General features: G+C 60.7%; 21 protein-coding genes. 7 read left to right on the plus strand and 14 right to left on the minus strand.

Features of this window, described 5'->3' with window-relative positions; all coding sequences use genetic code 11:
• Positions 1 to 108: 108 nt before the first annotated feature.
• The 7 genes from arsH to BJ928_RS33015 all read right to left on the minus strand — a co-directional run bounded on the left by arsH (position 109) and on the right by BJ928_RS33015 (position 5,732).
• On the minus strand, positions 109 to 837 hold the full coding sequence (arsH, locus tag BJ928_RS32985) for an arsenical resistance protein ArsH (protein ID WP_047635932.1): 729 nt from the start codon (positions 835 to 837) through the stop codon (positions 109 to 111).
• On the minus strand, positions 812 to 1,243 hold the full coding sequence (gene arsC / locus BJ928_RS32990; RefSeq protein ID WP_047635933.1) for an arsenate reductase (glutaredoxin): 432 nt from the start codon (positions 1,241 to 1,243) through the stop codon (positions 812 to 814). The genes arsH and arsC overlap by 26 nt, the downstream gene beginning before the upstream one ends.
• Complete coding sequence (gene arsB, locus BJ928_RS32995) at positions 1,240 to 2,298, minus strand: ACR3 family arsenite efflux transporter (RefSeq protein ID WP_047635934.1); 1,059 nt, start codon at positions 2,296 to 2,298, stop codon at positions 1,240 to 1,242. Before arsB ends, arsC begins: the two co-directional genes overlap by 4 nt.
• A 1-nt stretch (position 2,299) precedes the next feature.
• Positions 2,300 to 2,827 carry an arsenate reductase ArsC gene (locus tag BJ928_RS33000; RefSeq protein WP_047635935.1) on the minus strand — a complete coding sequence of 176 codons (528 nt, stop codon included), beginning with the start codon at positions 2,825 to 2,827 and terminating at the stop codon, positions 2,300 to 2,302.
• Positions 2,828 to 2,865: 38 nt separating this feature from the next.
• Complete coding sequence (locus BJ928_RS33005) at positions 2,866 to 3,219, minus strand: metalloregulator ArsR/SmtB family transcription factor (protein WP_047635936.1); 354 nt, start codon at positions 3,217 to 3,219, stop codon at positions 2,866 to 2,868.
• Between the two features lie 495 nt (positions 3,220 to 3,714).
• On the minus strand, positions 3,715 to 5,070 hold the full coding sequence (locus BJ928_RS33010) for an ATP-binding protein (protein ID WP_052227950.1): 1,356 nt from the start codon (positions 5,068 to 5,070) through the stop codon (positions 3,715 to 3,717).
• Positions 5,070 to 5,732, minus strand: a complete 663-nt coding sequence (locus BJ928_RS33015; protein WP_047635937.1) for a response regulator — start codon at positions 5,730 to 5,732, stop codon at positions 5,070 to 5,072. The genes BJ928_RS33010 and BJ928_RS33015 overlap by 1 nt, the downstream gene beginning before the upstream one ends.
• A gap of 117 nt (positions 5,733 to 5,849) precedes the next feature.
• On the opposite strand from BJ928_RS33015, the gene dsbD reads away from it, so the two are divergent.
• A complete protein-coding gene (gene dsbD / locus BJ928_RS33020; protein ID WP_052227951.1) occupies positions 5,850 to 7,685 on the plus strand; it encodes a protein-disulfide reductase DsbD in 1,836 nt (611 codons plus the stop codon).
• The gene (locus BJ928_RS33025) at positions 7,682 to 8,290 is read left to right on the plus strand and encodes a DsbA family protein (protein ID WP_047635938.1); all 609 of its coding nucleotides are present in this window, start codon (positions 7,682 to 7,684) and stop codon (positions 8,288 to 8,290) included. Before dsbD ends, BJ928_RS33025 begins: the two co-directional genes overlap by 4 nt.
• Here BJ928_RS33025 and BJ928_RS33030 read toward each other — a convergent pair.
• Both BJ928_RS33030 and BJ928_RS33035 read right to left on the minus strand, forming a co-directional pair.
• On the minus strand, positions 8,287 to 8,934 hold the full coding sequence (locus tag BJ928_RS33030; protein WP_245432673.1) for a DsbA family protein: 648 nt from the start codon (positions 8,932 to 8,934) through the stop codon (positions 8,287 to 8,289). The two genes, BJ928_RS33025 and BJ928_RS33030, sit on opposite strands and share 4 nt — an antisense overlap.
• Positions 8,935 to 8,968: 34 nt before the next feature.
• Positions 8,969 to 9,694 carry a L,D-transpeptidase gene (locus BJ928_RS33035; protein WP_047635939.1) on the minus strand — a complete coding sequence of 242 codons (726 nt, stop codon included), beginning with the start codon at positions 9,692 to 9,694 and terminating at the stop codon, positions 8,969 to 8,971.
• Between the two features lie 109 nt (positions 9,695 to 9,803).
• Here BJ928_RS33035 and BJ928_RS33040 point away from each other — a divergent pair, with 109 nt between their 5' ends.
• On the plus strand, positions 9,804 to 10,721 hold the full coding sequence (locus BJ928_RS33040; protein WP_052227952.1) for an alpha/beta hydrolase-fold protein: 918 nt from the start codon (positions 9,804 to 9,806) through the stop codon (positions 10,719 to 10,721).
• Here BJ928_RS33040 and BJ928_RS39525 read toward each other — a convergent pair.
• Together BJ928_RS39525 and BJ928_RS33045 are read right to left on the minus strand one after the other, a co-directional pair.
• Positions 10,681 to 11,001, minus strand: coding sequence for a LysR substrate-binding domain-containing protein (locus BJ928_RS39525; RefSeq protein ID WP_245432684.1), 321 nt, complete (start codon positions 10,999 to 11,001; stop codon positions 10,681 to 10,683). The two genes, BJ928_RS33040 and BJ928_RS39525, sit on opposite strands and share 41 nt — an antisense overlap.
• Positions 10,932 to 11,630 carry a LysR family transcriptional regulator gene (locus BJ928_RS33045; RefSeq protein ID WP_245432686.1) on the minus strand — a complete coding sequence of 233 codons (699 nt, stop codon included), beginning with the start codon at positions 11,628 to 11,630 and terminating at the stop codon, positions 10,932 to 10,934. Before BJ928_RS33045 ends, BJ928_RS39525 begins: the two co-directional genes overlap by 70 nt.
• A gap of 104 nt (positions 11,631 to 11,734) precedes the next feature.
• Between BJ928_RS33045 and BJ928_RS33050 the strand changes: the two genes are divergently transcribed.
• Genes BJ928_RS33050 through BJ928_RS33065 form a run of 4 tightly spaced genes read left to right on the plus strand, consistent with a single transcriptional unit; the run spans position 11,735 to position 15,483 of the window.
• Positions 11,735 to 12,481, plus strand: coding sequence for an SDR family oxidoreductase (locus BJ928_RS33050; RefSeq protein WP_047635940.1), 747 nt, complete (start codon positions 11,735 to 11,737; stop codon positions 12,479 to 12,481).
• A gap of 1 nt (position 12,482) precedes the next feature.
• Positions 12,483 to 13,187 (plus strand): cupin domain-containing protein, encoded by a 705-nt coding sequence (locus BJ928_RS33055; RefSeq protein WP_047635941.1) that lies wholly within the window; start codon positions 12,483 to 12,485, stop codon positions 13,185 to 13,187.
• Positions 13,184 to 14,287 (plus strand): FAD-dependent oxidoreductase, encoded by a 1,104-nt coding sequence (locus tag BJ928_RS33060; RefSeq protein WP_047635942.1) that lies wholly within the window; start codon positions 13,184 to 13,186, stop codon positions 14,285 to 14,287. Before BJ928_RS33055 ends, BJ928_RS33060 begins: the two co-directional genes overlap by 4 nt.
• Positions 14,284 to 15,483: an MFS transporter gene (locus BJ928_RS33065; protein ID WP_047635943.1), complete on the plus strand. Its 1,200-nt coding sequence runs from the start codon at positions 14,284 to 14,286 to the stop codon at positions 15,481 to 15,483. The genes BJ928_RS33060 and BJ928_RS33065 overlap by 4 nt, the downstream gene beginning before the upstream one ends.
• Positions 15,484 to 15,558: 75 nt before the next feature.
• On the opposite strand, the gene phnE (BJ928_RS33070) is transcribed toward BJ928_RS33065, so the two are convergent.
• From phnE (BJ928_RS33070) to phnD, 3 genes are read right to left on the minus strand one after another with little or no spacing between them, the layout of a single operon-like run.
• On the minus strand, positions 15,559 to 16,440 hold the full coding sequence (gene phnE, locus BJ928_RS33070; protein WP_052227953.1) for a phosphonate ABC transporter, permease protein PhnE: 882 nt from the start codon (positions 16,438 to 16,440) through the stop codon (positions 15,559 to 15,561).
• The gene (gene phnE / locus BJ928_RS33075) at positions 16,437 to 17,336 is read right to left on the minus strand and encodes a phosphonate ABC transporter, permease protein PhnE (RefSeq protein ID WP_047635993.1); all 900 of its coding nucleotides are present in this window, start codon (positions 17,334 to 17,336) and stop codon (positions 16,437 to 16,439) included. The genes phnE (BJ928_RS33070) and phnE (BJ928_RS33075) overlap by 4 nt, the downstream gene beginning before the upstream one ends.
• Before the next feature lie 35 nt (positions 17,337 to 17,371).
• On the minus strand, positions 17,372 to 18,310 hold the full coding sequence (gene phnD / locus BJ928_RS33080; RefSeq protein WP_047635944.1) for a phosphonate ABC transporter substrate-binding protein: 939 nt from the start codon (positions 18,308 to 18,310) through the stop codon (positions 17,372 to 17,374).
• Positions 18,311 to 18,337 lie beyond the last annotated feature (27 nt).

Genomic DNA, 18,337 nt, shown 5'->3' on the forward strand with positions numbered 1-18,337 from the left:
TATCCCTAGGAAGAGACTATACCGAATCCACTTCCGCACGATCGGCATGGCAGCCTTTGCCAGCGTGGCGATGGCGACGAAACGGAGCCTCGTCGCCATCGGCTGAGATTAGATCGACTTCAACTGGACCCGCTGTTCGAGCTTGGCCGCGTCTTCCTTCCTCTCGCTGTAGCGGTCGGTCAGATAGTACGAGGCGTCACGGGTCAGCAGCGTGAACTTCACCAGTTCCTCGCAGACGTCCACGACACGGTCGTAGTAGGACGACGGCTTCATCCGACCGTCGACATCGAATTCCTGATAGGCCTTGGCGACTGAGGACTGATTGGGGATCGTGATCATCCGCATCCAGCGGCCAAGGATGCGGAGCTGGCCTATGGCGTTGAATGACTGCGAGCCGCCCGATACCTGCATCACGGCGAGTGTCTTTCCCTGTGTCGGACGCACAGAACCGACGGCGAGTGGAATCCAGTCGATTTGAGACTTCATGACGCCCGTCATCGCACCATGCCGCTCGGGGCTGATCCAAACTTGGCCTTCAGACCATTCGGAGAACTCCCTGAGTTCCTGGACCTTCGGATGGCTGGCAGGAGCTTCATCAGGCAACGGAAGGCCCTTCGGATCGAAAACACGCACGTCGCAACCGAAGTGCTCCAGCAGCCGCTGGGCCTCAAAGGCGAGAAGGCGGCTGTACGAAACCTCGCGAAGCGACCCGTACAGGATCAGGATGCGGGGCTTGTGATTGGAGAATACAGGACGCAGAGCATCCCGATCAGGCATGCGGAAATGCTCAGGCGAGGCAGCAGGGAATGTGTCAGACAATGCGCTTTCCTTCGTCATCAAGAACGGGTTCGCCATCTTCCTTTGTGAACGGACCCTTGAAGGCCTCTGTCGGAAGGATGTCCAGAACGGCTTCCGAAGGGCGGGCAAGCCTTGTCCCGAGCGGCGTGACGACAATCGGTCGGTTGATGAGGATCGGAGTCACGATCATCGCGTCGAGCAACTGATCGTCCGTGAGACCCGGATTGTCCAAGCCCAGTTCGGCATAGGGTGTACCCTTCTCGCGTATAGCTTCGCGAACCGCCAGACCGGCATCAGCAATCATCTTGATGAGTTGATCGCGCGACGGCGGTGTCTTTAAGTATTCGACGACCGTCGGCTCGATGCCGGCATGGCGGATCAGAGCCAGGGTGTTGCGGGAAGTTCCGCAGGCGGGATTGTGGTAGATGGTGACGTCCATGGTCATGTCCTTTCGGTCGTGGTGTTTCGGGAGGCAGCGGGCGCGGCCTCGTACCAGCCCTTGGTTCGGTTCACGATCCAGACCACCGAGAGCATCACCGGAACCTCGATGAGGACACCGACGACGGTGGCAAGCGCTGCACCGGACTGGAAGCCGAACAGACTAATGGCGGCCGCGACTGCAAGCTCGAAGAAGTTGCTCGCGCCGATGAGCGCAGACGGCCCGGCGACGCAATGTTGTTCACCCGACATTCGGTTAAGGAGGTACGCCAGCCCCGAGTTGAAATAGACCTGGATCAGGATCGGCACCGCAAGCAGGCCGATGATAGCGGGCTTGGCGATGATCTGCTCGCCTTGGAACCCGAACAGGAGGATCAAGGTGGCAAGAAGGGCAACAAGTGAAAACGGCTGCAGCCTTGCCAGAAGCGCGTCGAAGGATCGTGTCGTGCCGCTTGCCGTCAAGCGCTTGCGGATGACTTGGGAAATAGCGACCGGGATCAGGATGTAGAGCACGACCGAGATCGTCAGCGTGTTCCACGGCACGGTGATGGCCGACAGGCCGAGTAGAAGTCCAACGATCGGCGCGAAGGCGACGATCATGATGGCGTCGTTCAGCGCGACCTGGGACAGTGTGAAGTGCGGCTCGCCTTTGGTGAGATTGGACCAAACGAACACCATGGCCGTACAGGGAGCTGCGGCGAGGATGATCAGTCCCGCGATATAGGAGTCGATCTGATCAGCGGGCAGAACGGGACGGAAGAGCCAGCCGACGAACAGCCATCCCAGGAGCGCCATGGAGAACGGTTTCACCGCCCAGTTCACGAAGAGTGTCACCCCGATCCCGCGCCAGTAGCTGCCGACCTTCGCCAGCGAGCCGAAATCGATCTTGAGCAACATCGGGATGACCATCAGCCAGATGAGTATGGCAACGGGGATGTTCACCTTGGCGACTTCGGCTGCGCCGATAACATGGAAGAAGCCCGGCATGACATGGCCGAGCGCAATGCCGACGACGATGCAGAAAAGGACCCAGACGGTCAGGTATCGTTCGAACGTGGACATCTCAGTCGGCTCTATCGGTCTTGATCGATGCACCCTCGGTCGCGCCGATCTGGCGGAGACGGTGTTCGAGCGCCAGGCGATCGATCGATGCGATTGGCAAGCTTATGAAGGCCCTGATGCGGTTGCTCAGGTACCGGGCGGCTTGCGCGAACGCACGTTGAATATCCGTTTCGCTGCTAACTACGGCGGCCGGGTCTTCGATGCCCCAATGGGCGCTCATGGGATGGCCGATCCAGACTGGACAAGCTTCGCCGGCGGCGCTGTCACAGACCGTGAAGATGAAGTCCATCTCCGGCGCGCCGGGTTCGGCAAAAACATCCCAGCTCTTCGAGGAGAAGCCTGTCGAAGGATAGCCAAGGGCTTCCAGCTCCTTGAGTGCATGCGGGCTGACTTCTCCTTTGGGCTGGCTGCCAGCGGAGAATGCCTTGAAACGCCCTCCACCCTCCTTTTTGAGGATGGATTCGGCGAGAATAGAACGTGCGGAATTGCCCGTGCACAGGAAGAGCACGTTGTAAGTTTTCTCGGTCATGGTCGTGTTCCGTGGTTAGGTCGGAGGCCTGTTGAACATCATGAAGGCTTTGCCTCCGGACTACAGCAGGGAGTTAGCTCCGCGATAAGCGGGGCACAAAGTTCGGTCGAACCACCGCAACAGTCCTTCAGCAGAAACAGCGTCAGGTCGCGCAAGCCGTCAAGGTCGGCTCTATAGATGATCGAGCGGCTCTGCCGCTCGCTCTTGACCAGTCCTGCTCGGGAAAGCGTCGCCAGATGCGCCGACATCGTGTTCTGAGGCACATCGAGCAATCGGGCGAGTTCGCCAGCCGGCACCCCATCCGGTTCGTGCCGAACGAGAAGCCGAAAGGTTTCCAGTCGTGTGGTTTGAGCCAAAGCTCCTAGAGCCGCTATTGCATCATTTGATTCCATATATCCAGATTAATGGATATAATGGCAAAGTCAAGCGGTCGTTCTCCAGTTGCGAAATTTAGGGTGCTTAATCAGCTTCAATGGAAATTCCGGCTCTTCACCTTCAACATGTCAATGTGAGGGTCCGGAATGTGAGCATCCCTCGGCTTGACGGTGGGTTTCGGGATCTCGCGTAAATCCGGGCCGCCGCCATGGGTAAAACGGTCTGATCTGATAGCTTTGCCGGTCGATATCAGCCGGCACCCTGATCGCCAGGTCGAGTTCGATAGATCTCCAGCCATACGGGAAATGACGGCGTTTATCCTGCGCCGCTGACAGAGCGATCCCAAACTAAGCTAGTTCTATGTGCCGGACAATTTCCCGGCCAACGGCCCCGCAGATTGACGCGGCCTTGTTTTCCGCTAACGAAACCGAAGGGAGCGGCGGCGTTTGCCGACATGCTCGATAGCCGGCTCGTTGCTCGACCGCTGCCGGACAGAACGTCCCGTCCAAGCTTTAGACTTCGAGCAAAACCTCAAAGCGCGATCCAGGTTTGGCGAAGCTGAGCCGACCACCAAGCCGCTCGATCGACATCTTAACAATCGCAAGTCCAAGGCCGCTGCCTCCAGGAGCTGAGCGTGGCGACCGGTAGAAGCGCTGCAAGACCTTTCCCTGCTCTTCGAGAGCAATCCCGGGACCCTCATCGGAAACGACAACGGTTATGCGTCTTCCGTCTGTCTCCACCATACATTCGACGATGGAACCTCGCGGGGAATGCTGAACGGCGTTTTCGAGGACATTTCGAATTGCAAGCCGCAGCAACGAGGCGTCGACACGGGTGGAAAGAGCCCCAAGCAGCCGAGGTGCCTTGCAGATGATCTCGACGTCGCGGACCCTCTTCAAGGACTCAAGGTCGTTGGCGACGTCGAGGACCAGCGCCTCGACGTCGACCTCTACCGACCTGTCCCTTCCCTCGGCGGCATCGACGGCCGCAAGATCGATGAGCTGTCGCGCCATCCGGCTGGTACGGTCGACGCTCTGCTCGATTCGTTTCAGTGCCCGCTGCTGGACTTCGCGATCACTCGACCGCATAGCAACCTGCGCCTGCGTCTTCAGTCCGGCAAGCGGCGTCTTAAGCTCATGGGCAGCATAGGTGATGAACTCCTGTTCCCGTTCACGAGCAGACTGGACTCGGAAGAGAAGACTATTCAAAGCCCGGATCATGGGCCGCAGCTCAGCGGGAGTCTTGTCGTCGACAAATGGATGAAGCTGCGAAGCATCACGGGCGGTGAGACTGGCGGCCAGTCTCTGCAACGGCGCCAGCCCCTTGGACACGGACAACCAGATCAGACCGGCCATAAGCGGCATGATGAGGACGGCAGGAAAGAGCAGCCCCTTGATGACATCGTCGACGAGCCGATCGCGCACCTGTAGGCTGTCGCCGACCAGAACCCTTATTCCGAGGTCGGGTTTAATCACTGCGTAGACGCGCCAAGCGGCGCCGTTGATCACGGTGTTCCGGAATCCGGATCCGTGATCGGAGAGCGATGCGACTGGCGCGCTGTCGGACTTGCTGAGCAGCTTGCCGTTCACCGACCAGATCTGGCACGCAAGCTGGCGTTCGTAGGAGGGCGCCACCGTAGATCCGATTTCGAGGTCGCGCCCTGTGGCGGGCTCCTGTTCGCCCATCCCGATGACGACGGAGCGGTCGCCGACCAGCGAACTCACCATCTTTGCGGACTCGGCGAGACGGGCATCCAAGACATGCTCAAGGCGCTCCTTCGTGCTGGTGTAGATCCAGACGCAGGCCGACAACCAGACGATGCTTGTCATCAACAGCAGAACGGTAAACAATCTTGTCCGGATCGACATCAGCCATCCCTCCCCACACGGTAACCGACGCCACGGACGGTCTCGATGAAGGTCGGTCCGAGCTTCGTGCGTAGCTTGTGGACGTGAACCTCGATCGTATTGCTCTCGACGTCCTCCTGCCAACCATAAACCTTCTCTTCCAGGATGGACTTAGAGAAGATCATGCCTGGATTCTGCATCAGCGCGTTGATGATTGCGAACTCCCGGCGGGAGAGCGGAATGACGCTGCCATCCTTCAGGGCTTCCATCCGGGCCGGATCGAGCGTGACACCCTGGCTCTGCAGGACGCCTTCCGAGCGCCCCTCGCCTCGCCGAATGATGGCACGCAGTCGTGCTGAAACCTCGTCGAGATCGAATGGCTTTCCGAGATAGTCGTCCGCCCCGGCGTCGAGCCCTGAGATCTTGTCGGCGGTCGCGTCCTTCGCAGTCAGTAGTAGGACCGGTACCCGGTCGCCGCGGTCGCGAACACGCCGCAGAATATTCAGGCCAGTGCCGTCCGGCAGCATCACATCAAGCACGATCGCGTCGAAACGGGTGTGCTCGAGAGCGGAGAGTGCATCGGCGACCGTCGTCACCGTGTCGATGGTGAACCCGGCGAGTTCCAGCCCGACCTTGAGGCCGTCGAGAAGCACATCGTCATCTTCCACTACGAGCAATCGCATCGAACACTCCATTCATCGGCAGTCGCAGACGAGATCTCCGACCCGCACCTTAAGGCTGCCTTAAGCTTCAAGCTGGAAGCCCTACCCGGTCCGAAGCGTCTTTCACAAGGAGATATAATGCGTCTCACCGTTTCCTCCGTCATCCTCGCACTGCTATGGCTCTGCGGGCCTGCGCTCGCGCTGGCCCCCCCGATGAGGATGGAAGAGGCCTTCACGCTTTCGATCGACCGAGCCGGTTCGACGGCAATGTTCAAGTGGACGATCGCTCCGGGATACTACCTCTATCGCGATACGCTCGAGGCAAACACGGGCGATGGGCGGAAGCTCGAGCTGCAGACACAACCGGGCAAGATGAAAGACGATCCCGGCTTTGGCAGCATCGAGGTCTACTTCAACGAGACGACCGCGTTGTTGGCCGATGCTCCGGAAAAGTTGATAGTGTCGTTCCGAGGCTGCCAGGACGGCGGCATTTGCTATCCGGTGCGAATAGTGAAAGTCGACGGCCTACACATAACGTCGAGCGATCCGCTCGAGGCGCGACCGACAAGTGGCACTTCGTTCCAGGCCTTCACACCCATTCCGCAAGTATCGACGACGGATACCGCCGTGAGACCCGCCCCACGCGCAGAGACCGGAATGGTTGAAGAGATCATGTCTCGTGGTGGTGTTGCTCTTCTCCTTGCGTCCTTCACGGGTCTCGGCATCCTTCTCGCGTTTACGCCCTGCGTCTTCCCAATGTATCCGATCCTCGCCGCCACGCTCGGACGGCAGGGCGCGGCACTGTCTCCCGGAAGGGGCTTCTTGCTGTCCAGCGTCTATGTCGTTGCCCTTGCTGCGGCATTCAGCCTGTTCGGCGTACTCGCTGCATGGCTCGGCCAAAGCTTCCAGATCGCGCTGCAGTCCGAGACCGCGGTGGCCGTCATGGCCGGCATCTTCGTGGTTCTCGCCATCGCCAGCTTCGGCATGGTCGATGTGCAGCTTCCGGGATTTCTGCGGAACCGCCTCGCCCGCTCTCAGCGCCCGCTCGGCGGGTCCATCCGATCGACTGCCATCCTCGGCTTCACCTCCGCCCTGTTGCTCGGACCCTGTGTGACCGCTCCGCTTGCCGGCGCGCTCCTTTATATAGCCAAGACCGGCAACATCGCGCTCGGCGCGGCAGCGCTATTCGCGCTCGGAATCGGCAAAGGCATCCCTCTCATCCTCATCGGAACATCGGGAGCAGCGCTTCTTCCTCGCGCGGGCGCATGGATGGTCCAGGTGCGGTGGCTGTTCGGGTTCATCTTCCTCGGCACCGCGGTCTGGTATTTCAACCGGCTCGTCGAACCGCCCGTGACGCTCGGGTTGTCCGCGGCCCTGCTCGTAACGGCAGGCGTCTGCTTCGGTGCCTTCGACACGATTTCGTCAGAAGTCGGACTCGGAAAGAGGCTTGCCAAGTCCGGCAGTCTGCTCGCCATCCTCTATGGAATGTTCCTCGCCTTCGGCGCGGCCGGCGGTGCGACAAGCATGCTACAGCCGCTGAAAGGATTCGACGCCACCATGGCGCCTGCGTCGCCCGGCTTGACCAAGGAGAGCTTCGCAAGTGTTTCGGATGAGGCAGAGCTACGAACCATCTTGGCGCGCAGCAGCAAGCCGAGCCTCGTCTACTTCACCGCCGACTGGTGCGTCTCTTGCCGCGTCGTCGACCGTTCGGTGCTGGTCGATGCGCGCGTCGCGGCAAGCTTAAAGGACTTCAATCTTGTCTCCGTCGATTTGTCCGACATGACCCGCGACAAGCAGAAACTGATGACCAACAATGGCGTCGTAGGTCCACCGACCATGCTGTTCTTCGGCACCGAGAATTCGGCGACCAAAAGCCTGGTCGGAGATATCTCCACGCGAGACCTGATCGACGCGGCGAAGACGGTTGCCCCTACTCCCCAGACTGCCAACCTCACCACAGGACCTCGCTCATGAACGTCACACGCCGTCATTTTGTCGCGATAGCCGGGCTTGCTGCGGTCCTACCTCCGTCACTTGCCTTTGCCTCGAAGGCTCCGACAGACCGCGATATGGTCCTTGACGATCCGGACGCGCCTGTCCTCTGCAACCCAAAGGGCGACGTCACGGTGGTCGAATACTTCGACTACCAGTGCCCGTATTGCAAAAAGTCCTACGAGATGGTCCGGGAAGTGGTCGAACAGGACGGCAAGGTCAAGCTCGTGATGAAGGATTGGCCGGTCTTCGGCGGCGCTTCGGTCATCGCAGCACAGGCGGTGCTCGCAACCGCGAAGCTGGGCATGTACGAGGAGACGCTTGATGCGATGTTTCATACGCCCGCGAAGCTGCAGCAGACCGACATGGAAAAGGCGCTCGCGAAGACAGGCCTCACATTCGACGTCGTCGGCAAGGCCGTGGTCAAGAACCAGGCGTGGATTTCAAGCCTGCTGGATCGAAATTGGATCCAGGCGTCTGCCTTCAAGTTTGTCGGAACGCCGTCCTTCGTGGTGGGATCGACCACCTTCGCGGGCGTCCTCGACCGCAAGGGCCTGAAGGACGCGATCGCGAAGGCGCGCGGCTAGACCGGTTGGCGGGCCTTTGCGAAGAGGTCCGTGAACGCGTCGACGCTCTGGATGGCGCCAGGAACGAGGTATTTGCCGACGATGAAGGCAGGCGTCCCATTCAGTCCGAGCGACATCGCCTGCCTGCCATTTCGTTCCAGCAGCGCCGCGATCTCAGCCTCATGTTTCGCAAGGTCGTCTTGCAGACGGGCAAAGTCGACGCCGGTCGTGCGTTCGACGGCATCGCGCATTTCGCCTGCCTTGGCTTTCGGCGTTTTGATCGCCATAAGAGCCTCGTGCACGGCGTCGTAGCGACCCTGGTATTTCGCAGCGAGCGCTAGCCGGGCTCCGTCTACTGAGTCCCTCGTGATGATCGGCCAGTCTTTGTAGACCAGCCGGACGCCGCCATCCTTTACGACCGCCTCGCGCATCGGCACCGCTGCCTTCTTGCACCATGGGCAATTGTAGTCGAGGAAGGCAACCATCGTGAGATTCCCCATGAGATTTCCGGTTACCGGTGCTGCAGGATCGTGCAGGATCATCTCCAGGTCGACGTCGTCGTTCGCAGACGCGACTGCCGGAATCGCCGCCACGGCAGCCGCGACGACGGATGCCTGAAGAAAAGCGCGGCGTCCGAGCGCCGGTATTGCGGTTTCACTTCTCAAATCTGAACTCCTTTTCATGGATCGGGAACGGTGATCATGCACTTGGATGTTGCTCCCGCTTCGATGGATCGGGCAGGACGACGATCGTGCTGCCGTCCCGGACATTGTTGTAGAGGTCGATAACATCCTGATTCAGCAGCCGGATGCACCCTGACGATACTGCCTTGCCGATCGAGAAGGCCTCGGGTGTGCCATGGAGACGGTAGAGCGTGTCCTTACCGCCCTGATGGATATAGAGCGCCCGTGCACCGAGGGGATTAGTGAGGCCGGGCGGCATCCCGCCATTCTCCTTACTGACCGGCCACAGCCGCGGATCACGCGCCACCATCTCGTCCGGCGGCGTCCACTTCGGCCAGGCGCGCTTGTAGGCAACCGTTGCCCTGCCCGACCACGAGAAGCCGTCACGCCCGACGCCGATGCCATACCGCACCGCCCTACCGCCGGGCAGAACGTGATAGAGGAACTTGTTGGGTGTATCGACGATGAGCGTCCCGACCTTCTTGTCGGTCGGATAGTCGACGGCCTGCCGCCAGTAGCGTGGATCGACTTGGGCGAGCTTCACTGCCGGTATTGGAAACCGCTCCTGCGGCATCGCGGCATACATCACAGGCGTCGGCGAAGAAGGTTTGGGGCTGATCGTGGCTGTCGCGGCGATCGCCGCCGCCGACGACGAAGTCGGGCCGGAGCTGGCGCAGCTCGCGAGGACGCTTGCAAGCGCGGCGACGACAAGCGTTCGGCGGGCGATGATGATGTCTTGCATTTCGTATCTGTCTCCGCTTTCAAGTCAGACAGACGGTGACCACCTTAAGCCAGGCTTAAGGCGCTGATCGAACAGTGGCCGTGATCACCCGACGACCGGAGAAGACCGCATGCGAATGCAAGACTTCAGAGATTTTTCAGCGGCAGCCAACCGACGGACCGCAATCCGTCTCGTCATCCTTCTGGCTTGCTTGCTGGGCGCTGTCTCGCACAGCCTCGCAGCTATGTCGACGGCGCGACAGTGCGACCTGAAGACTTTTTCCGTCCCGTTGCCAGATCCGGTCTCCGGGCGAAAATATCAGCTGTTCGTCAGCCTTCCGGACAGCTTCGACTCAGCAAACCCGGCGCTTCACCCGCTGCTGCTGATGGCCGATGGGGCGCGCGCGTTCCCGCATCATATCTGCGACGTACGAGACGCGGCCAAATCCGAGCAGAAGGACCTCATCGTGGTCGGCCTCGGCTATGCGGAAGGCGAGTCGCTCGAAGACAGTCGTCGCCGCGACTATACGCCTACGCCGCAGCCTTCGACGGGCCATGTTTACGGCGGATCTGCCGCCTATCAGGCTTACATCAGAGACGTCGTCATTCCGTTCGCGGAAGCGCACTACCATACCGACCCGGCCAGACGGATATTCTGGGGTCATTCCTACGGTGGCCTCCTGGCGACAACGATGCTTCTAAGTAACCCCGGAATGTTCCGGACTTACATCATCGGCAGTCCATCGCTCTGGTATGACAAGCATGTGATCCTGGCGATCGAAAAGCAATTCGCCGCCGCGCATAAACGCCTTCCGGCGAACGTCTATCTCTACGTCGGGGAAAACGAGGCGCGTCGGTATGACGCGACCCGTCATGGCTTCACACAGGACATGGTCCAAGATGCAAAGCACTTCGAGAGCCTCCTCACATCCCGGCATTACGAAGAACTGACGACGGAATTCAAGATCGTGCCCGGCCGGGACCACGTCGGCTCGGTCGGACCGGGAATCATGTGGGGCCTGCACCTGGCGCTTCAGCCGGGCAGTTGAACTCAACAGCTCGAATGCCGGTCAGCCAGGTATGGAAAGACATGACCTCGTGACGCCGCAGCGCCTTCTGCGGGGCGACGACATAGTAGGCCCATTTCACCGGCCATCGGATGTCGGGAATGAGATGGACAAGTCGACCAAGCTCCAGCTCCTGGGCCACCAGGGCCTTGCGGACAAGCGCCACACCGCGAGCCGCGACAGCCGCGTTGATCACGGCGGCAGTGGAGTTGATCTTAAGTCCACGCTCACCGGGCGTCTGGTTCGCACCAGCACGCGCCAGCCATTCGCTCCAGGTCGGAAAGTCGCCACCGGATGCGGTGTACCGTCATGGATCAGTGTCTGCTCCGCGATCCAGCCGGCCGTTACTTCCCTGTCGGTCGGAACCAGCTTGTTGTGGCAGACGGCGATAATTTCCTCACCCATAAGATAGGTAGACTTCACGCCTTTCCATGTGCCGAGGCCGCATCGGATTCCGATGTCCGCTTCCCCGTGCGCGAGATCGATAACTCTGTCGGAGACATCCAGCCTAACGTCGACGTTCGGACACTTCGAAGCGAACTCCTCCAGACGCGACATGAGCCAGTTGGCGACAAGCGCCTGCGATGCGGTCACGACGACCACCGACCGGGCCTTGCGGCCGCGCAGCTTCCGAAGACCGGATTCGAGGAGATCCAACCCTTGTGCGATGTCTTCGAGAGCTTCCTGTGCCTCTTCCACCGGCGTCAGTCGTTCGGCCCCGGAACGACGCCTCTTAAACAGAGGGTAGCCGACCCAGTCCTCGAGCGATCGCACGAGTTGGCCGATGGCGGGAGGCGTCACATCAAGCTCCCTGGCTGCGCCCACGAAGCTTCCATGTCTGGCCGACGCTTCCAATGCCTGCAGCGACTTTAGTCTTGTCAGGTTTCTCATATCGATCACAACAAAGATTTTCTTTCTTCTCGATATGGCGTCTTTTCCTCGTGAATGCAAACGCCGAGGTCTAGGTTCGGACGACTGAACACGAGGAAAGACAAATGGTTCTTGAAGGAAAGACCGCGCTGATTACCGGCGGATCGAGCGGGATTGGCCTCGCCGCAGCGCGCGCGCTGCTTGACAGCGGCGCACGCGTCGCAATCACCGGACGCTCGACCGAGAGGCTTGAGAAAGCTGCTGTCGAACTTGGCGGCGACGTACTTCCGATCGACGCAGACGTGACGTCGCTGACCGACCTCGCCAACATGAGAACGAAGCTCGAAAGCGCCTTCGGCTCGCTCGACATCGTATTCGCAAACGCGGGCGTCGCGATGGGCACGCCACTGGCGACGACCGACGAAGCGACGTACCACAAGATCATGGATGCGAACGTGAAGGGCGTATTCTTCACGGTGCAGGCGGTGCTTCCGCTGTTGCAAGACGGCGCGTCGATCATTTTGAACACCTCGTGGCTTAACCAGATCGGAGCGCCCGGTCGTGCCATCCTGTCCGCGTCGAAGGCGGCAGTTCGCTCCTTTGCCAGGACCATGTCGGCGGAGCTTCTCGAACGGCGGATCAGGGTGAATGCCGTGAGCCCCGGATCGATCGAGACGCCCATCCACCAGGGAAGGGGTCAGACCGAAGAGGAGTTCCGCGCCTATGCCGAACGGGTCGGCGCGCAGGTACCTGTAGGTCGCATGGGTCGCCCGGAAGAGATTGCAGACGCTGTCCTCTTTCTGGCAAGCGCTGCGTCGAGCTACATGCTGGGGGCCGAGATGGTGATCGACGGCGGTAGGTCGGAGCTATGATATGTTGATCAACGAAGACCTCAATCGGCGCGTCCTCGTCAAAGCCGCCAAGCTCGACTGGGTTGCGAGCCCCGCCAATGGCGTGGACCGTCGAATGCTCTTCAGGATCGGCGAAGAGAAGGCCCGCGCGACGTCCATCGTCCGCTACGCCCCGAAAAGCAGCTTCGCCCATCACCAGCATTTGGGCGGCGAGGAGTTCCTCGTGCTGGATGGCGTCTTCCAGGACGAGAGCGGCGACTTCCCTGTCGGCACATATGTGCGCAATCCGCCGGGAACTGGACACGCCCCGAGAAGCGACCGTGGCTGCACCATTCTGGTGAAGCTCTGGCAATTCAAGGCCGACGACCGCGAGCATGTCGTGCGCCGTCCCGGTGAAGGCAAATCTGCCACCGCTCGCCCCGGCGTTGTTTCCGCGATGGTCCTCTTTGAAGGATCGGGAGAGCGCGTCGTGTTGGAGGAATGGCAAGCGGATGCAGAAGTCGAACTGCCCAATCCGGAAGGACTTGAGCTGCTGGTCGTCGATGGTGCTTTCACCGAAAGCGGCGACACGCTCGACCGGTGGAGTTGGCTACGACTACCGGCGGGACAGGCCGTGAAGGCAAAGGTCGGCCAGAATGGAGCGCGCGTCTGGTACAAAACTGCGCCGCTGATGCACGACGACGTCTGCGCGTTCGATGAGCCTGCAAAGGAGGCGCAACGATTATGAATTCATGCAAGGTCGCAGTGATAGGTGCTGGGCTCGCTGGCCTTTACACTGCGCAGGCGCTGCACGCGTCCGGCGTGGACCTCCTCCTTGTCGAGGCGCGCGATCGGGTCGGCGGACGGATACTGACCGCCGGCAATGACGGAGCCCCATCCGCAGACGGGTTCGATCTCGGACCGTCCTGGTTCTGGCCCGCGATGCAGCCTGCAATGGCCGATCTCGTTGCCGAGCTCGGACTAGATTCGTTCCTCCAGCACAGCACCGGCGACGTGGTGTTCGAACGAATGTCACGCGAAGAACCGCAACGGTTCTCTCCCGCCGACGAGAACCAGCAGTCCATGAGGGTCTCCGGTGGAACGGGAGCCGTGGTGCAAGCCCTTGCAAGCCGCCTGCCTGACAGTCGGATCAGGCTCGGCACGAAGGTGGCGGCGATAGCGCTGAAGGATGACGCTGTCGAGCTTTCTCTGCAAGGCTTCGACGGCAGCACAGAACTTCTCCGCGCAGAGTACGTGGTTGCAGCTCTTCCCCCCAGACTGCTCGATGCGACAGTCGTCTTCTCCCCGGCACAGGATCCGGTGATTGCCGCAAGGTGGCGTAATACCTCGACTTGGATGGCTCCCCACGCGAAGTTCTTCGCGATCTATGACGAGGCCTTCTGGCGTAAGGAGGGGCTTTCAGGAACAGCACAGAGCATGGTCGGTCCGATGGTCGAGATCCACGATGCGACGACGAATTCGGGCAAGGCTGCCGTCTTCGGCTTCCTCGGCGTCGGCGCCGACCAGCGGGCGTCCGTCGGCGACGAGACGCTGAAGCAGGCCTGTGTCGAGCAGCTTGCAAGGTTATTTGGGCCACGAGCGCTTACCCCGCGCGCGACCATCCTCAAGGACTGGGCCGCAGACCCGTTCACCGCGACGATTGCCGACCGGACCGGCGGGGATCATCCCGTGCCGGGAAATCCTCACTGGGTGACCGGTACATGGGAAGGCCGCCTCATTATGGCAGGAAGCGAGACCAGTCCTGCCGAACCCGGATATCTCGCGGGCGCTATTGTCGCCGCCAAGCAGGCAGTTGCCGATATCCTCTTCAGAGTTGAATTGAAATGAACACAGCACAGAACGCTCCCCTTGATCAAAGTCTCGGCAAGCGTAACGCATGGATCCTGACCGTCGCCCAGGCCTTCGGCGGGGCGAACGCACCGATCGTCATCTCACTTGGGGGTCTTGTCGGCCAGCACCTTTCGCCCGATCCCGACCTGATCACGCTTCCCGTCAGTCTTCTCAATCTTGGCCTCGCGCTTGGAACCCTGCCGGCCGCCTATGTGATGCGGCGGCTCGGCCGCCGCAACGGCTATCTGATTGGGACGACGATCGGAATGATCTCCGGGCTAGTCGCGGCGATAGGCATCATCCTCTCGAGCTTCGTCGTCTTCTGCCTCGGAACCTGCATGGCGGGCCTTTATTCGTCCTATGTCCAGAGTTACAGGTTCGCAGCCGCCGACAACGCTCCGGGTTCGGAGGCGCAAAAGGCAATCGCCCGTGTCATGGTCGGCGGCCTGGTCGCAGCCGTTATCGGTCCGCAGCTTGTCATCTGGACCCGGGACGCGGTTCCGGGCACGGCGTTCGCCGGGAGCTTCATCAGCCAGGGTCTGCTCGCCGCGCTGGCTTTCCCCGTCCTTTGGAATCTTCGCGCGTTCTCCGTGACGAAGGCGCAGGGAACAGCCGCTGCTGCCGAGCGGCCGCTGATGCAAATCCTCACATCGCCCCGCTATCTGCTGGCGATCGCCACGGGTGTCGTCTCCTACGGCCTGATGACCTTCGTCATGACGGCGTCGCCCGTCGCTATGGTCGGACACGGACATTCCATCGACCAGGCCGCGCTCGGCATACAGTGGCACATCCTCGCCATGTACGGGCCGTCCTTCATAACGGGCCGCCTGATGGTCCGGTTCGGCAAAGAAAGGGTCGCCGCAGTCGGGCTGCTCCTCATAGCCTCGGCCGCCGCGGTCGCGCTGTCCGGCTTCGACATCGGCCATTTCTGGGTGGCGCTTGTCCTACTGGGGATCGGCTGGAACTTCGGCTTCATCGGGGCGACATCGATGGTCGGCGACTGCCATACGACCGCCGAGCGGAGCAAGGTTCAGGGCGCGAACGACTTTCTCGTCTTTGGGACAGTGGCATGTGCCTCGTTCTTCTCCGGATCGCTGCTCCACAGCTCTGGATGGGAAACGATCAACTGGATCGTGCTGCCGGCCTGCGCGCTGGTCCTCGTTCCATTGGTCTGGCGAACGTATTGGCCCTGATTTCGAGAGGATAATTAATGGGTGACAACTTTCTCCTGACCGCATCCCTCTCAGATTCCGCTCCCGGTCTCCACATCAACGCTCCTTCGACGTCGCTCCTTGCAGGCGTCGCCTTACGATCTGAGAGAATGCATCTATAAGGACGACGGTAGCAAAGATAAGCAGCAGGATGAAAGCCACCTGATCCCAGGCCAGTATCTTGATGCGGCGCGATATTTCGAGCCCGATGCCGCCCGCGCCGACGATGCCGATAACGGTCGCCGACCGAGTGTTGGACTCAAAGAAATACAGCGCCTGGGAAACGAAGAGCGGCAGCACCTGCGGCAGGATTGCGAAGCGGCCGATCAGGAGGGCGGAAGCGCCCGTAGCCTTCACGCCCTCGATCTCCTGTTTGCGCGCGGTTTCTATGGCTTCGGCATAGAGCTTGGCCAGAGAGCCGATATCCGACAACGCAATCGCCAGAACGCCGACCATCGGGCCCATGCCGAACGCACGCACGAGAATGACGGCCCAGATCAACTGGTCTATTCCGCGCAGGCAGTCGAACAGCCGACGGAACCCGAAACGCAATGGTGCCAGGAACACGACGTTGCGCGCTCCGAAGAATGACAGGGGAACGGCGATGAGCGCCGCTGCCAATGTGCCGAGAAAGGCTATGGCTACTGTCTGCAGCATGGCGGCAAACAGGGCTGCAAACGGCCATGTCGAAACATCATGCCACCGAAACATCTGCGAGAGGATCAGCAGCAGTCCGTTTTCCGAGACCAGCCCGCCATAGAGGCGCCCGGGCGTAAAGCCATAATGCGCAAAGAGCAGAGCGACCGCCAGGCAGAGCAGCAACGCGAAGCCGGCTCTCAAAAGACGCCTTGCTGATTTGTCAGCAAATGCACCGGGGCAAAGCCGCGCTGCCGCATCGATTTCCGCGGCTCCTATCGTCTGTCGACGAGATTGGCTCATCCCCTGCTCCCTTCGAGGATCGCGTGGCGCAGCCGCTCGGAAAGCAGATCCGCGACGAAGACGACGCCGACGATCATGATCACCATGGCGCTCAGTTCCTGATAGTAATTGAAGCTGACGACGTAATAGAGTTCCTGGCCGATACCGCCCGCCCCTACCAGTCCGATAATGGAGGCGGAGCGTATGTTGATCTCCAGGCGCATCACCGTGTAGGAGAGCAGCGTCGGCAGCACCTGCGGCAGCACAGCGAAACGCACCTTCCAGAGCCAGTTCGCGCCCGCGGCTTCCAATCCCTCCAGCGGGCGTGGATCGACCGCCTCGTTTGCCTCGGAAAACAGCTTGCCGAGCGAGCCTGTCGTGTGGACGGCGATCGCAAGAATGCCGGCAAGCGGCCCGACACCATAAGCCCAGACGAAGCAGAGCGCGAAGACGATGTCCGGTACGCTGCGGCACAGGTCGAGAAACCGGCGGGTCAAATGAAAGATTGGCAACGGCGCAAGATTTCGCGCTGCGCCGAAGCAAAGCAGAAAGGCCGCGCCCGCGCCGAGCGCGGTGCCGATCAGCGCTATCGCCGCCGTATCCAGAAGCAGCCGCGCATAGTCGCCCGCCCGGTAAAACCAATAGGCGAAGGAGCCCTTGGTCTCGCTGTCGTCAAGCAATCTGGCAACCGTCAGATCGGGCAAGGTCCGCTGAACATAATCCCCGATGTGCGGCATACCCGCCAGAAGCCTCGCCAGAGAGAATTCGGTCTCGTGGCCTGCCAGCAGCACCATCAATAACAGTAGCGCCCAGCCGAGACCGCCATACAGGCGCCGGCGCGAAAGGAGCGCACGATATTCAGCCTCGATGCGGGTGACCGCATCGAGACCGTTGGCGCCGTTGCGGGCTGTTTGCATCTCAATCATAACCATCGAAACAGCGCCCTGCAGACTTACGATTTACGACGAGCCTGCATCTGCGCTTCGCGCATCTTGACGATGCCTTCGAAGAAATCGCGACCGACACGCTTGTAACCGAGGCCGTCACCCTCCTGGACTGCGACGTAGATATCGTGATGCTCCTTCGGCAGCGCCATCAGGAAATCGGTGAAGTCCTTGCGGAAGGCTTCCGGCAGCGCGGAACGAACCGTCCAAGGGCTGTTCGGGATCAGGCCGGACTGCCAGAGAATACGGATCTGTTTCATGTCGAGCAGGCCCTTGCCGACCATGCTGTGGAATACGCCCGTGGTAAAGCCTTGGGCAATGTCTCCCTGCTGCGAGCTCCAGCCGACGCCTGCGTCATACTGGCCCTTGAGCACGGCGATGACGCTCTGCTCGTGGCCGCCGCTGAAGCCCGTCGAGCCGAAGAAGCTGGCGGGATCGTAGCCTTGGTCCTTGAGGTCGAAATTCGGGATCAGATAGCCGGAGGTCGAGTTCGGGTCGCCGAAGGCCAACGATTTTCCCTTGAGATCCGCGAGCTTCTGATAGGGCGAATCCGCCTTGACGTAGAGCACCGAGTAATAGCCGGGCGTACCGTCCTTTTCGATGGAAACAGCCATCGGCTCGACGCATTTGCAGTCCAGCCAGAGGCCGGCATAACTCGAAGCGCCGAGCAGCGAGATATCCACCTGGCCCGCGGCCATGGCATTCATGATGCCGGCATAGTCGGAAGAAGGATAGAGTTTGACCGGAACGTTGAAGGTCTTCTCAAGCAGGGACTTGAAGCCGTTATATTCGGCCAGTCCGCCACCAGAATTTTCCGAACCGAGAATGCCGATGCGGATTTCCGGAACGTCCGCCTTCCAGCTGGGATCGGCTGCAAATGCGGCAGAAGCCAGTCCGGCCAGGCCGATAAGTCCTGCCGCGGCGATGCGTAGGGCGCGCGAAATCATTACAGTAACTCCTGTGTCGATGAACAG

This window comes from Rhizobium sp. WW_1, from assembly GCF_003610155.1.
GTDB classification, from domain to species: Bacteria; Pseudomonadota; Alphaproteobacteria; order Rhizobiales; family Rhizobiaceae; genus Rhizobium; species Rhizobium tropici_A.